The sequence below is a fragment of the Chondrinema litorale genome, from assembly GCF_026250525.1.
Taxonomy (GTDB): domain Bacteria; phylum Bacteroidota; class Bacteroidia; order Cytophagales; family Flammeovirgaceae; genus Chondrinema; species Chondrinema litorale.
Map to the genome: position 1 here is coordinate 69,618 of NZ_CP111052.1, position 12,971 is coordinate 82,588.

General features: G+C 32.7%; 12 protein-coding genes. All 12 read right to left on the reverse strand.

Going from position 1 to position 12,971, the window contains the following annotated elements; translation table 11 throughout:
* The 12 genes from OQ292_RS31450 to OQ292_RS31505 all read right to left on the reverse strand — a co-directional run bounded on the left by OQ292_RS31450 (position 1) and on the right by OQ292_RS31505 (position 12,398).
* On the reverse strand, positions 1 to 1,071 hold the full coding sequence (locus tag OQ292_RS31450; RefSeq protein WP_284688257.1) for an adenylate/guanylate cyclase domain-containing protein: 1,071 nt from the start codon (positions 1,069 to 1,071) through the stop codon (positions 1 to 3).
* Positions 1,068 to 1,622 carry a TetR/AcrR family transcriptional regulator gene (locus OQ292_RS31455; RefSeq protein WP_284688258.1) on the reverse strand — a complete coding sequence of 185 codons (555 nt, stop codon included), beginning with the start codon at positions 1,620 to 1,622 and terminating at the stop codon, positions 1,068 to 1,070. The genes OQ292_RS31450 and OQ292_RS31455 overlap by 4 nt, the downstream gene beginning before the upstream one ends.
* A gap of 52 nt (positions 1,623 to 1,674) precedes the next feature.
* On the reverse strand, positions 1,675 to 3,024 hold the full coding sequence (locus OQ292_RS31460; protein ID WP_284688259.1) for a TolC family protein: 1,350 nt from the start codon (positions 3,022 to 3,024) through the stop codon (positions 1,675 to 1,677).
* Positions 3,025 to 3,040: 16 nt separating this feature from the next.
* Positions 3,041 to 6,112 (reverse strand): efflux RND transporter permease subunit, encoded by a 3,072-nt coding sequence (locus OQ292_RS31465; RefSeq protein ID WP_284688260.1) that lies wholly within the window; start codon positions 6,110 to 6,112, stop codon positions 3,041 to 3,043.
* Positions 6,109 to 7,167 (reverse strand): efflux RND transporter periplasmic adaptor subunit, encoded by a 1,059-nt coding sequence (locus OQ292_RS31470; protein ID WP_284688261.1) that lies wholly within the window; start codon positions 7,165 to 7,167, stop codon positions 6,109 to 6,111. The genes OQ292_RS31465 and OQ292_RS31470 overlap by 4 nt, the downstream gene beginning before the upstream one ends.
* Positions 7,168 to 7,177: 10 nt before the next feature.
* A complete protein-coding gene (locus OQ292_RS31475) occupies positions 7,178 to 7,579 on the reverse strand; it encodes a hypothetical protein (RefSeq protein ID WP_284688262.1) in 402 nt (133 codons plus the stop codon).
* An 80-nt stretch (positions 7,580 to 7,659) separates the two neighbouring features.
* Positions 7,660 to 8,226, reverse strand: coding sequence for a Crp/Fnr family transcriptional regulator (locus OQ292_RS31480; protein ID WP_284688263.1), 567 nt, complete (start codon positions 8,224 to 8,226; stop codon positions 7,660 to 7,662).
* A 467-nt stretch (positions 8,227 to 8,693) separates the two neighbouring features.
* Complete coding sequence (locus OQ292_RS31485; RefSeq protein ID WP_284688264.1) at positions 8,694 to 9,347, reverse strand: hypothetical protein; 654 nt, start codon at positions 9,345 to 9,347, stop codon at positions 8,694 to 8,696.
* Positions 9,334 to 10,506, reverse strand: a complete 1,173-nt coding sequence (locus tag OQ292_RS31490; RefSeq protein WP_284688265.1) for a DUF3500 domain-containing protein — start codon at positions 10,504 to 10,506, stop codon at positions 9,334 to 9,336. Before OQ292_RS31490 ends, OQ292_RS31485 begins: the two co-directional genes overlap by 14 nt.
* A gap of 276 nt (positions 10,507 to 10,782) precedes the next feature.
* Positions 10,783 to 11,376, reverse strand: a complete 594-nt coding sequence (locus OQ292_RS31495) for an NAD(P)H-dependent oxidoreductase (RefSeq protein WP_284688266.1) — start codon at positions 11,374 to 11,376, stop codon at positions 10,783 to 10,785.
* Between the two features lie 97 nt (positions 11,377 to 11,473).
* Complete coding sequence (locus tag OQ292_RS31500) at positions 11,474 to 12,106, reverse strand: TMEM175 family protein (protein ID WP_284688267.1); 633 nt, start codon at positions 12,104 to 12,106, stop codon at positions 11,474 to 11,476.
* 58 nt (positions 12,107 to 12,164) lie between these two features.
* Positions 12,165 to 12,398, reverse strand: a complete 234-nt coding sequence (locus tag OQ292_RS31505; RefSeq protein WP_284688268.1) for a hypothetical protein — start codon at positions 12,396 to 12,398, stop codon at positions 12,165 to 12,167.
* Positions 12,399 to 12,971 lie beyond the last annotated feature (573 nt).

Sequence of the window (12,971 nt, forward strand, 5' to 3'; positions counted from 1 at the left end):
TTAGTTAACAGGGTTAACTATAAAAGCAATTTGACTACATTTAATACCTTTTAGGTTTGAAAAAACTAGTTGAGAGAAAGTGTATCTATCTGAGCTTTTAAGATGTTTTGCAAAATATTCAGAAACTAAAACATTTGCTTTGTTATCCTTACATTCCGCTTGTATACGGGCACATAAATTAAGGACATCACCATGGTAGGCAATTTCCCTTTTATAATTACCAACCAGTGCTGTCGATACTTTTCCATTGTGAATAGCACATCTAAATTTTGGTAAATGACCATAATTTAGCGTGTAGTATTTTCCCCTATTATTGAGGATTTCGCTAAAATTGTAATATAAATCTATACACTTTAAATAATCAATTTCACTATTTACTTTCCATGTTATTACAGCTTCATCCCCAACAAATTGATATATTTCTCCCTCATATTTTAAAACAACATCCGATAAATCCCAAAAGCAATCCTGAATAAATTTACTATAGTCTAAATGACCTATTTTTTCTGCAATAGGAGTGGAGTCTTCCAAATCCAGAAACATAAAAACTCTTTCTTCTTCTCGCGGATTACCATAGGTATTCTTCAAAAGACTTGAAAAATACCCTCCACCTAGACTTCTTCTTAATATAATCAAAACAGTGGTTAGAAATTCTGTACTGAGTGTATAGACCAATATGGTTTGGCCTCCTTGTTTTCGGAATAGCTCATTGCCAAAATTTCCTGAATTGTTCTCGAATAATATATAAAAGACCAACTCTATAGTTACTAGTAGCAAACAAAATAAAAATATCCTTAAAATGATTACAATAATAAGTTTTAAACGTCTTAATCTTGGATAGACATATGTGTGCAAAATACCCAACATCAGACCCAAGGGTATTGAGGTACCAAGAGAAACTATGAACAACTCTTGTTTTGAAATTTTATAGTGTTGACCATAGATAATTTGAAAATAATATCCTGAAATATCATTGAATTTTATATAAAGAAAGAAGGTAGTAAGGATAACCCATGCCAATGCTATATAGCAAATCTCTTTTATGTTATGCTTTAAGAGTTTGTTTTTCAATGAATAAAAATTTCAATCAAAATTTGATTAGTAAAAGAGATTTTTTTAAATGAGTCCTGTTGACTGCTAATTTGCTCAACAAAAGCATGTTTTATTTGCCAGAAGTACCAATTAGCTATTTGGTTAACAAGTATACTTTTCACATAGTAACCTTTTTTGATACCTATTTCGATATTATTATTAATAAAAAATGTAATTTTAGAATAGAAGAAGTGAAAGAATTTACAATATTGAGCATTGTAGGTCGATTTTAAGTCTATTAAAAACACAGGTGTTAAGATTGAAGGTGCCTTTGACAAATAATTTAAAAAGGAAAATAATTCTTCAACTAAACTATTTGAGTATATACTTTGGTTGGCAATGGTAAGTTCAAAATGGTTTTTAATCAATAAAAGAACGGCATCTACCAATGCTTCCTTTGATCTAAATTGCAGATACAATGTTTTTTTTGAGATACCACAATGATTGGCAATATCATCCATAGAAGTTGCCTTTATCCCTTGTTTGGAAAAGAGGATTATAGCAATATGTACTATTCTAATGTATTTCATTTTAGTAAATTTATTCTAAGCAATAAAGCCTGATTTTTATCCAAAAATTTCATCATATCTTAGTAAGCAACTTTAACTCTGATTCAGCTATTTTAAAGCTCATTATGGCAGCATATAAATCTGCTTTTGATTTTGCAAGTTCAGCCTCTATTTCTAAAACCTTGATAGGTTCTGCAAGACCTGTTTCCTTTTTGTCATTTTCAATTTTCAATTCTGCTTCACGAAAGCTTACTGCTTTTTTGGCAACCAATACCAATTCTTCAGACTGTTTCATTTTCCTAAAAGCCTTTTCAACAGAAACAACTATTTGTGTTTGGGTATATTTTTCATTTTCTAATGCTTGTTCTTGAAGCAATTTTCTTTGCTTCAATACCTGTCTATTACTAAAAGTGTTTTGTATGTCCCATGAAAAAGAGGCTCCTATATAAGGATTGCTTTCAGGCATGATATCCATTCCTTTTTGATAATTGTAGCCAGTAATGATTCCAAGATCTGGTAAGAAACTCTGTTTGGCAGCTTTTATGGCAAGTTCACTTTTATTATTTTGAAGCTTCAGAAGTTTTAAATCGGAATTATTTTCCTTGGCGAGCAATTGATAAGTGCTTAAGTCTTCAGATACTATTAAACTTACATCAACTTCTGAAAGAACTATCTGATCCTGCTTAAGTCCGGTAAGAGTTTTTAGTTCTGCGATTAAATCCTCTTCTTCAAACGAAAGTATAAGTAGTTCCTGCTGTTGGTTTGCAATATCGGCTTTTAAACCCATTTGGCTTGCCTGAACTGTTTTTCCTGCCATTAATGCACTTTCTACATCATACAGTTTGAGTTTGGCAACTTCAATATTTTTCTCTGCTTCTTCCATTCGTTTTTTAACAGCCAGAATAGCATAAAAATATTGTTCAACACCATTGATGATTTGTAATTTCACCTGATTTTGCTCTGTTACTGAGATCATGTGGTTTATTTGGGCGATTCTCACTCCTGTATTGATTTTACCTAATTGAGTCAATGGTTGATAGACCGATACTCCAAGGTTTAAATTATTGTGATTAGTAACTTCAAAAGACCTTTCAACATCAGGCAATGACACTGATGTTGTGGGATCAAGTGGAAGTGTGCCAAATGATCCAGCAGGAATGGTTATTTGACCTATTTCAAAGTTATACTGGTATTGAGCACTTGTTTGCACTTTGGGATAGCGTATGATGTCAGCCTCTTTAATCTTGGCTTCTTGTTCCTGTACCTGTAATTTTTTGATACGTAGCAAATTGTTATTTTCTAAAGCCGCTTCAATGGCCTGTTCCAATGAAAGGGTTTCCAGCTGTTGTGCTTTTAGACTATTAAAAGGTATTAAAAGCACTATTAAAAACTTCAATGTTCCTATTTTATATAGTTTACTCATTTTTTTGTAACTTTTATTAATCAGCGTTTTTTGAGGATGGTACAACCCATAATAAATAGAATACAGGGACTGAAAGTAATGCGATTAACATACCCCAAACCACACCAAATGCTATAACACTTGCTAAGGGACTCCACATAGGGGAGCCTGATGCGATCATTGGAAAGACACCTACAGCAGCTGCCATAGCTGTAAGGAAAATGGGACGTAGTCTACGTTTACCACTCTCAATAGTTGCTTCTTTCAAACTCATCTGATGATGCTTTACCAATTCGTGTATGTGATCGATAAGAATAATGGCATTTCTAACTACGACTCCAGAAAGGCTTATCAAGCCTACAAAGGCAGTAAAGCCAAAATAGTTACCTGTAACAAACAAACCAAGCATGGCACCGAACATGCTCAATGGGATGGTCAACATTATAATTCCTGCTTCCTTCAAGTTTTTAAATTGAAAGAGAAGGGTAAAGAATATGAGCAGTAAGCTAATGGAAAGAGCTATGACCATTTCAGAGAAGGTCTCTCTTTGGCCTGCATCCTCACCGCCATATGTTATGCTATAGCCATTGGGCAATTCAAGCTTTTCAATTTTTGGTTGGATGGAGCTCAAAAGCTCGGAAGGTAATACAGCGTTTTCGGTACTACTTTGAACCGTTAACATTTTTAAGCCATTTCTATGTCGTATTCTCCCTGTTTTCCAAATTGGAAGTAAATCTGTAATTTGGGATAGCGGGACATTGCCACCTGTAATGGGAGATGTAATATACATGTTTTTCAAATCTGATGAGGATTGTCTGGCTTTTTTATCTAATCGAAATAATACCTTTACTGGATTATCGTCTTCACGTATCGAGGTTACAGGTGCTCCCGTAAATCCTGTATATACACTTTTTGCCACTACTTCTGTCGTAAATCCAAGGCGTTCAGCTACAGGCTTTAGTTTGATATCCAGCCCATAATAATCTTCCTTGAAATCGGTACGAACATTCTTGCTACCTTCTTCGTTATTGATGATATCTTTTATCTCTTGTCCAATTTTCTTTAAAATGGCAATATCATCTCCCCATATCCTAACTTCTACAAAAGCCTGAAGCGGTTTACCCTGTTGCATAAGTCGTACTTTGGGCGCTCCTTCTGGCAACACGGTTTCCACTTTGTGTTTCAGTTCTTCGGAAAGCTCATTGGTTGATTCAATATCTACCGTGTTGATAAGGATTTGGGCATAATTTTTCACTGGAAATTCGGGAGCGAAATTGTAATAAAATCTTGGTGCTGATGTACCAATGAAAGAAGTATGGTTCACAACTCTTTCATCACCTTTTATCAAACCTTCAAGCTTGTGGATAGCGTTTTCGGTGGCATCAAGATTGGTACCGGTTGGCATCCAAAGTTCCACAACAAATTGATTTCTTTCTGCTGCCGGGAAAAACTGTTCTTTTAAGGCATACTGTTTTAGAAGACCCGTAAAAATGAGCGGGACAAAACTTGCAACGATGATTGTTTTAGGGTGTGATATACACCAATCCAGTAGCCTATCATAACCTTTCTGCATGCTATCCAAGAAACTTGGTTTCTTGTTAGTTTTCTCGATATCTGGGTTATGTAAACCTTTTTTGATAAACGTAAAGCAAAGCAAAGGGGTTAGTACCATAGCAATAATGAATGATGCTGACAAAGATATTGCCACTGTAATGGGTAGTGTCCTAATAAATTCTCCGACAGAACCGGACAGCATGACCATTGGCAAGAATGCAAAGATAATTGTGATGGTGGCAACGAAAATGGGTACTATTAATTCGTAAGCACTTTTCCAGGCTGCTTCCCAACGGGTTAGACCTTTATCCAACAGTTCTACATAATTATCAGCAACCACAATTGCATCATCAACGACCAATCCTAAAACAACAATTAATCCTGCCAATGAAACCTGGTGCAATTCAATGCCGAAGAAATTCATAATGGCCAAGGTGAGTGCTATTGTCATGGGAATTGCTGTAGCAGCAACCATGGCAATTCTTAATGGTAATAGTAAAATGATGACTATAACCACGGATACGATGGCTATAAAGAACTCGCGTATAAAATGGGATATGTTGTGATGAACCACTTCGGGTTGGTCGGCAATAAATGTAACAATAACATTATCAGGTACTTCTTGTTTAAATTTATTTATTTTTTCATTGACATCCTCTCCAAATTGAACAATGTTGTTACCTTCTCGCATTTGAATGCTCACAATCATAGCATCGTTATTGTTGACCAAAACCTTACTGTCAGGGTCTGCATAGGTTCTTTTAATGTTCGCTACATCTTTTAAGTGAATAACTGAACCTAATGGGGAAGTGCCAATAACTTGATTGGCCAATTGTTCCTGCGTACTGTAAAACCCTTTCGCATAAAGAGGAATTTCAAGAGATGATATTTCTATATCACCTGTGGCATAAATCTCATTTTGAGATTGAAGTACCTTTATAACATCTGGAAAGGTTATACCATATTGGGCGAGTTTAACGGAATTGGCAGTTACCAGAATTTGTTCTTCCTTGTCTCCACTTCTTTTGACCTTAGACACAGTGGGTAGTGTACGAAGATTGTCCTCCAGTTTTTTTGTATATTCTTTTAATTGGTTGTAAGGGATGTCTTTTCCAGAAATGCCAATAATCATGGCTTCTGTATCTCCAAAATCTGAGTTGACAATTGGGCCGATTACGCCTTCAGGTAAATCTATTTGCTTGGCAAGTAATAATTCCTGACGTAACTTGTTCCAAAATACATCGGGCTCTTTTACATGATCACTTAATTCTACGGTAATAATTACTTTGCCCTCTTCAGAAGAGGAATAGGTATCTTTTCTTTTTACTTCATCAAATTTAAACAGGTATTCTTCCAGCTTTTTGGTTACCTGCTCTTCTACCTGAGAAGAACTCGCCCCTGGATAGAAAGCAATGACCAGTCCTTGTGTGGGTGTGATTTTTGGGTCTTCTCTACGAGACATATTTAATAGAGAATACACTCCCACTATAAAAAACAGTACCAAGACTGATAAGGTAACTTGTTTGTGTTTTAATGCTCTTTCTACAAAATTCATCTAATACTTATTTGTTCAGTTACCGAAACTATACTTCCATTAGTGAGCTTGTTCTGCCCTCCTGTCACTAAAGATTCCCCTGTCGATAAACCAGTAACTACTTCAATTTCGTCTCCGTAAATTGAACCAATACTAATGTCTCTTCTATAAGCTTTACCACTTTTAGCTATGAAAACATAGGTTTGACCTTCAGGAGAATTAAGAATTGAACTGGCAGGAATTGTAATAATTGATTTTTCTTGATTTGAACTGAGTTCAATTTCTGCAATCATTCCGGGTTTTATGGAAGCTTCGGGATTTGGAACCTCAATAACTACAGTAAATGCCCTAGTGGTTATATCTGCAGCACCGGAAACCTCGATTATTTTACCTATATGGCTTTCATTTAAGGCACCAATCTGTACATTTGCTTCTTGTCCTATTTTAATGTTATGCAGCTGATTCTCGGGAACATAGGCATTTACTTTTACTATACTTATATCTGATAGCACTAACACAGGCATGCCTGATGAAATGATTTCTCCAGTTTCTGCAACCTTTTCTAATAAGACAGCATCAAATGGAGCATACATCTTTGTATCAGCAAGGTTTTTGTTTTTAAGTTTTTGCTGTGCTCGAGCATTTTGTAATCCATATTCAATTTTCTTGTAGTCACTTTCACTAATACTATTACGTTCATACATGATTTTAAGACGATTATATTCATCCTCTGTTTGGTTTACTTGTACATCGACAATCTCCTTTGCTATTTGGTAATCTGTTGGATCTAGGGAAGCTATAAGTTGGTTTTGCTTTACATTTTGTCCAAGATCAACATTTATATTGTTAATCTTTCCAGCTACCATAAAACCTAAATTTACTGTTTTGTTGCCTTCAATATTTCCACTAACATGAATACCTTGGAAATAGCTTTTAGTATTAATATTTTCTGTGATAATAGGAATTGTTTTTCCAGATATATCAGAGCTGCCTCTTTTATCCTTACAGGAGATAATTATAGATGAAATCCCTGCCACAAAAAGGATAACACACCAAAGTTTATTTCTTTGTTTCATTTTATAAGAATTATAAATTATTAGATTGTCTATTTACTAATTGAATATTTTTTGGAGATATTCCCTGGAAGTAAAACCTGTCTACGATAAAAATCTCCAATTCTTTATCAATACATAAGTAGAAGTATAAATTGGGCATTGTATTCGTATTCAGAATAGTTTCCAGCATTTCCTGTTCAGGTTTTGGTCTGAAATAAGTAATAAACACAGTTGGAAATCTTTGCATGAGGATTTCCAATTCTTCCTTGAAAACATAATTTTTTGCTGGAGATATGTAAAGTAGAGAAATGTGTGTGTTGTTATGATCTACATTTTGTAATAACTTTAATAGTCGTGGGTAAATGGTTGAAATACCATTATCATCTACTATAAAGACTTTATGTACCAATAGATTTGAGTCAATACTTCGCATCACATTTAAATTTTGATACAAAGCTCTTAACTCTTTATTGGATAATTTTTAAGATATATTAAAAAGTGAAATTGTGTTTGTTATTTTTCTTTTTCCGCACGAATAACGCTCAATGTTTGTTGTGTAATACCTAAATAGGAGGCTATATGTCCCAAAGGAGCACGCAATAAAATATCGGGGTAGGTTGCTATTAAATTCCTATACCTTTCGCGTGCTGTTTGAAATTGAATGGAGCAAAGCCTCTCGGATAATTTCTTTATTACCCCTACCATAATGAATCGAACAAACTTGTTTAATTCTTGATGTTGGGAAAGTAATGCTTCAATTTTGGAATAGTCAGTAAACTTAATAACACAATCTTCAAGTAATTCTAGATAATAGGGATGATATTCGTTAAAAAAAACTTTTTCAGCAGGTACATAGAAAGACTTTTCTTCAAAAAAGTCTTGAGTGATGTCTTTGCCATTTTTGAGATAGTACATTCTGATAATTCCTTTTTCCACATAGTAGACTTTCTGAGAGTTTGTGCCTTCACTTAAAAGTTGATATCCTTTAGGTAGTTTGTTAGTTTCCCACAGACTATCAAATTTTTTAATTATCTCATCAGGGAAATTAATTTCTTTTTTTAAATAGTCTGCTAATTTCATATTGTTAATTATTTTATTCAGAAAAATATAAGGTTTGTATCAATGATTTTTTAATATTAAAGTTTTAGACATTTGGAAGTAAATTTTAAACTAGAGAGTAATACGATGTGTGAATTAGAAGCTAGTATTTTTAAGAGAATTAATATTCCTTCCAAATAAAACGCACTTATCATAAAGTAACCATGTAATAAAAACTTTTTTAACATAAAAAATGTCTAATAAGATGAAGTTCATATAGCAGAAAGCGAAAAACTAAAACTATAAATCTATCATCTACTAGTTAAGTAAGCCATTCTATTCTCTACAAGAAATTCAAATGTAGAGACAAAATATGTACTATAGTAAGAAAAACAAAATGTATATACTTTGCTTAATAGTTTTACAGGTTAGCCTGTAGGTGTTTCTATTTTTAGAATTAGAAATATTATTTTTTAAGTAACCTTGAGTATCAGTAGAGTTTAAATATTTTAAAATTTCTTATTTGTTTTAATAATTAAAATTATAGCTATTATTATAATTACTCCCACAAGAAGAAATATCCACCAAACATTATTTTTTTGATATTCATCTTGTAATTGAATTTCAAGTTGGTTGAATGTTTCTTTTTTAATATCTAAAGTAATTCTACCTAATTTATTCTCTTTTGTTTTATTTCTGTTATTGAATAATTGAAAAACATCTACATCGTGTGTGACAACTTCATGGGTAATTACGTCAAAATTGAATATAAAAGGTTCTAAAACATTTCCATTGCTTGGTTGTATTTCAAAATGAACAAGTAAGAAAGGAATAATTCCGTGATGACCACCATGCGCTTGATCATTCTCTTCAAATGATTCAAATGATTTTATAATTACTTCCCAAGTTTGGCTTTGACTGTTAATTTGAATATGTTTTTTAAAGTAATTAATTAAAAATTCATCATTCAAATTATCTAAATCTATTTTACGTTTGGTTGCTAAATCTAATTCATTGGTAGGCATTATGGCTGTACCAATTATTCGTTTCCCATTTATTTGTAAATGTACTTTTGTACTTGGAAGGGGATGGGCAAAAACTAAACTGCCTACTAAAAGTAGACAGTTTAATAAAATTAAAAGTTTTAATTTAGTTTCCTCCATAGTCACCATCTTTATCTCTCCAAACAGAATGCGGATGAGGGTCAGATAAAATAATTCCATTTTGCACACTATATTCTATCCATACAGAAGGACCATCTATTCGAACATAGTCTCCAATAGCATCCACACCTGTTGTTCCTGAATAAGCGATGTAAGTATCTTCTATTTCAGCTTCATAGGTACTTAAAATGTCAGAGGCATCATCATCAGCAATATCAAATACATACGTTTGAATGGCTGTCATTACCAATTCTTTTTGTGCTGTGCTCAAATTACCTACCTGAATTCCAGAATTAGATGAAGGAAAATTATCATCTTCCTGCGGACCTACCAATAAATCATTCCAAGTTCCACTTAGTTCGGCGGAAGCTAATTCTGTAGAAGATAAGCTTTGCAGCATTGCAGCTAGTGCAGCTTGTTCTTGATTGAGTGGTTGGTTGGTTGTCCCATCATAAGTAAATGTTCCCATTGGTTCAATCCCTCTAAAAGAAGGTGTTCCCCCTGCTAGAACTCCTCCACTATAGGTGTTTGCAAATGCAAAATGGTGACCACCAAACATAATTTCCCAAGTATCAGTGGTAGATGGAGTTCCCAAAATGGCCAAATAATATAAACCAGAACCATAGCCATTACCTCCACCATTATCTTTTAAATAATCATCAGCATTAAGGGTCTGTTCAATTTCATCCCATCCTTCATTTTCTGTTGTTCCAGAAGCTGCTATTAACAAAGCTTTTGCTGCAGCTAATTGGGTAGAACTCATATCGGTAAAACCTAAACCAGGTCTAGGCACATTTCCTACAGGTAGATTGGACCATTCTTGTGCTGTACTTACACTGTAAGTTAGTTGTGCTTCTGACAATTGAGAAGAAGAAAGCAAGTCAAGGTAAGTTTCCGCCAGACAAACTAATTGCTCAACACCTGACTTATCATCACAACTGGCGGTTATACTAGTAGAGTCATCATCATCATCGGCATTGTCTACATATCCATCAGGCTGCTGGCAAGCAGTTGTACTAACATCAGGATTTCCCAACCCGTCATCATCAGTATCTTCATACCATGTGATTTGTGTACAACTAATATCATCGTCTTTATCACAAGATACAATTGTAAAAGTGATTAAAGTAATGACTATAATTTTAATAGAATTTGTCATAATTAATCATTTAATGGTGAAGTTATTTTTTCTAAATTTAGAATTTCAGGAGGGAAAAACATAATTATTAATAGAAGGGTTTTTATCAGGGAATAAAAGATTTTTGATTTGATATTAGGTGTTCCAAGTGAAAACATCTAATAAAATTAATTCAAAGAACTATTGACAAAGATGATATCTATATATTGCCCAATTGCTTTACAAGCTATTTTGATTTAAGGGACATCCCCAAAAATAGATTGTGCTATTAATTATTAGATTAGTTGCAAAACATTATTACTTAAGTTTTGAGAATTTATCTTCGATGGAATTCAACCATTTTGTTCGCTTTTCGTGCGATGCCATTTTCACTTGATTCAAGCTAATCCACTTTCGGTTTTTAAAGCCAATTTTCCAAAAAGTTCCTAAAATCATTGCCTTTTTTATAGCATTGCCAAAAATAAGACTATATAATAAGCTGGGTGTATTCATGGTAGTAATCAAAGTGATACCTTTTAGTTTTGTCCAAAGAGGTTTCATTCTTGTATTATTTGCATTAGTATAATCGTAGGCAACACCAGGAAATATTACCTTATCTATAAATCCCTTTGTCATGGCTGGCATCAATTCCCACCAAATTGGGAAAATGAAAATTAGATAATCTGCTTGTTCAATTCTACTTTTATAATCTATTACTTGAGGGTCAACTGGCTTTTTATCTCTAAATGCTTTCAGGTCATCAGCTGTCATAACTGGATTAAACCCATCATTATCGAGATGAATAAGATCTATTTCATGATTACCTACTTGTAGTCCCCTTGTAGCTGCTTCTAAAATTGCATTGCAATAACTTTTTTGATAGGGGTGATTAAAAACGATTACTACTTTCATTTTATAGAGTTTTAAATTTTACAACTCAAAATTATGAAGTGCATAATTCGTACACGATAACAATTGTAAAGAAAAGCTGATATAGTAGGAATTTCGTTTATAATTTTCTATGCTTTTTTCTTCGTCGTTTCTTTTGATAAAAGAAAACAACCACTAATAATATTGGTAGTTTAGTAAAAAGTAAAATGAAAGCTAATGCTGGACTGAAAAAAGACAATCCTATTGAAATAACAGAATTTCCAATATCTAAATTACAATACAATCTCAGTTCAGAATAAGTCAATTCATCAATAACGTCTAATTTTTTATAATACTTTTTATTGCTAGCATAATCCCATATTAAGTTCTGAAAGATAGTAACAAATAACACATTTATACTGTAAGTAACTACAGCTGCAAAGTTAAATAAATGAAATCCAAACAATGAAGTTGAGAAAGGAATCAAGACAATGAAAAACAGCCAAATTAGGTTGTAAAAAAGTAATCGATTATCAATCTGAATGATGTGTGCAAAAAATGTATGGTGCACTTTCCAAAAGAGTGCAATATTGATGAAGGATAGTAAGAATGCTACCAAAGATTTCCATTGATCCAATATATCTGAAAAATGTAGGGTTTGGTCATCTTCTGTTTCAACTTTTAATTCAAGAGCTAATAATGTGATGGCGATAGCTATAACTGCATCACTAAAAAAAACAGTACGTTCGACTTCAATATTTTTTGATTCCATAATAGGTTAAATGATATTGGCTTATTTTAAAAATGCTTTTCAGTAGGTATAATTTTTACTATTCCATTATTAGGTCAACTATTTCCTCTGGAGATTTTTGGTTGTTGATACTAATTTCCTCAATAGATTCCAGTGAGTCTTTAATTACAATATTATTCTTATTTAGTATCAACTTTGCTTTATTATATTCAATATGCATCATTTCAAATGAACAAGAAACAGGAGCCTTTACAAATTCTCTTTTAAGTATTTTATTTTTGCACATTTGAATTGATGTTGTTAGGATTTCCATCTATAATATTGTTTTTGCTAAAATTGATCAATAGATTATTAGCAAGATTTCTTTTTTTTAGATACTATAAGTTATTTATTATCCGTAATTCTTTCTAAGTACAAAAAGGTCGACTTCAACAAAGTCCACCTTTTTTGATCTTCTTGAGTGTGAATTAATTCACTAATCCGTATAGATTTTCTAATTTCTTAAAAATTGTACTTTAAGGCTATATTTCTTATTTTGAACGCTCTAATAATTGAGTTTTAATAAGTTCTATTATTATTACAGGGCTTTTTCTGATTAATTATTTACAATCTTATACTAATAATAAGCCTAGAAATTTCATTTCTTCTCTATAGGTTCGATTTTTCACAAATGACATATTATTTCTTAATCAAGTTATATTTTATTATCTTTTCAAAGATTAGGATGGAGTAGCAACTAGTAGCGGTGAAAGTATTCGATTCATCAATTTGGTTCTTAGTGTGTTTTTATACTCTATATTTATTAGAATTGTATAACTTAATTATTTTAGAGACTCATAACATGTGAGTAAGGAAAGGTTGTTAACAATAGCTGTCTGCTTATTTA

What these genes read in the sequence shown, in the direction of transcription:
- OQ292_RS31455 (WP_284688258.1), bottom strand. Translation starts at nt 1,622, where the DNA reads ATGAAATACATTAGAATAGTACATATTGCTATAATCCTCTTTTCCAAA.
- OQ292_RS31460 (WP_284688259.1), bottom strand. Translation starts at nt 3,024, where the DNA reads ATGAGTAAACTATATAAAATAGGAACATTGAAGTTTTTAATAGTGCTT.
- OQ292_RS31465 (WP_284688260.1), bottom strand. Translation starts at nt 6,112, where the DNA reads ATGAATTTTGTAGAAAGAGCATTAAAACACAAACAAGTTACCTTATCA.
- OQ292_RS31470 (WP_284688261.1), bottom strand. Translation starts at nt 7,167, where the DNA reads ATGAAACAAAGAAATAAACTTTGGTGTGTTATCCTTTTTGTGGCAGGG.
- OQ292_RS31475 (WP_284688262.1), bottom strand. Translation starts at nt 7,579, where the DNA reads ATGCGAAGTATTGACTCAAATCTATTGGTACATAAAGTCTTTATAGTA.
- OQ292_RS31480 (WP_284688263.1), bottom strand. Translation starts at nt 8,226, where the DNA reads ATGAAATTAGCAGACTATTTAAAAAAAGAAATTAATTTCCCTGATGAG.
- OQ292_RS31485 (WP_284688264.1), bottom strand. Translation starts at nt 9,347, where the DNA reads ATGGAGGAAACTAAATTAAAACTTTTAATTTTATTAAACTGTCTACTT.
- OQ292_RS31490 (WP_284688265.1), bottom strand. Translation starts at nt 10,506, where the DNA reads ATGACAAATTCTATTAAAATTATAGTCATTACTTTAATCACTTTTACA.
- OQ292_RS31495 (WP_284688266.1), bottom strand. Translation starts at nt 11,376, where the DNA reads ATGAAAGTAGTAATCGTTTTTAATCACCCCTATCAAAAAAGTTATTGC.
- OQ292_RS31500 (WP_284688267.1), bottom strand. Translation starts at nt 12,106, where the DNA reads ATGGAATCAAAAAATATTGAAGTCGAACGTACTGTTTTTTTTAGTGAT.
- OQ292_RS31505 (WP_284688268.1), bottom strand. Translation starts at nt 12,398, where the DNA reads ATGGAAATCCTAACAACATCAATTCAAATGTGCAAAAATAAAATACTT.